This is a genomic window from Dyella sp. 01N36 (assembly GCF_056399745.1).
This window is the reverse complement of sequence record NZ_JBFTRY010000385.1, coordinates 1-1,093: the sequence shown is the minus strand read 5'-3', so window position 1 is coordinate 1,093 and position 1,093 is coordinate 1. Positions and strand designations below refer to the sequence as shown.

General features: G+C 62.9%; 1 pseudogene. It reads right to left on the bottom strand.

Going from position 1 to position 1,093, the window contains the following annotated elements:
- Positions 1-1,093, bottom strand: a pseudogene (gene rpoB / locus AC1DMG_RS22320) (DNA-directed RNA polymerase subunit beta); the annotation flags it as partial.

Genomic DNA, 1,093 nt, shown 5'->3' with positions numbered 1-1,093 from the left:
GGTCGGTCGAGGCGCCGTCGGCGATCACGTCGCCACGGGCGACGAAGTCGCCAACCTTGACCATCGGACGCTGGTTAATGTTGGTGTTCTGGTTCGAGCGCGTGTACTTGATCAGGTTGTAGATGTCCACGCCGACTTCGCCAGCAACGGCTTCATCGTCGTTCACACGGATCACGATACGCATCGCATCGACGTAGTCCACCACGCCGCCACGGGTTGCCTGCACGGCGGTACCCGAGTCGACCGCAACGGTACGCTCGATGCCGGTACCCACCAGCGGCTTGTCCGGACGCAGGCAAGGCACGGCCTGACGCTGCATGTTGGCGCCCATCAGTGCACGGTTCGCATCGTCGTGCTCGAGGAACGGCACCAGCGATGCCGCCGCGGACACGATCTGCGACGGCGCCACGTCGATGTACTGAACGCGGTCCGGCGTGACCATACGGGTTTCACGCTCGCTACCCTCACGCGACGACACCAGTTCGTCGATCAGGGTACCGTCGGTATCGACCGTCGCGTTGGCCTGCGCCACCACATACTTGCCTTCTTCGATGGCGGACAGGTAGTCGACCTGATCGGTCAGCTTGCTGTCGACCACCTTGCGGTACGGCGTTTCCAGGAAGCCGTATTCGTTCAGGCGTGCGTACAGTGCCAGCGAGTTGATCAGGCCAATGTTCGGACCTTCCGGCGTTTCGATCGGGCACACGCGGCCGTAGTGGGTCGGGTGCACGTCGCGGACTTCAAAGCCTGCGCGTTCGCGGGTTAGACCGCCCGGGCCCAGTGCGGAGACACGGCGCTTGTGCGTGATCTCGGACAACGGGTTGGTCTGGTCCATAAACTGCGACAGCTGCGACGAACCGAAGAACTCGCGGATCGCCGACGAAATCGGCTTCGAGTTGATCAGATCGTGCGGCATCAGGTTTTCGGTCTCGGCCTGGCCCAGACGTTCCTTGACGGCGCGCTCCACGCGCGATAGGCCGGCGCGGAACTGGTTTTCGGCTAGTTCGCCGACGCAACGCACGCGACGATTGCCCAGGTGATCGATGTCATCGACCTCGCCCTTGCCGTTGCGCAGGTTGACCAGGATCTTGAT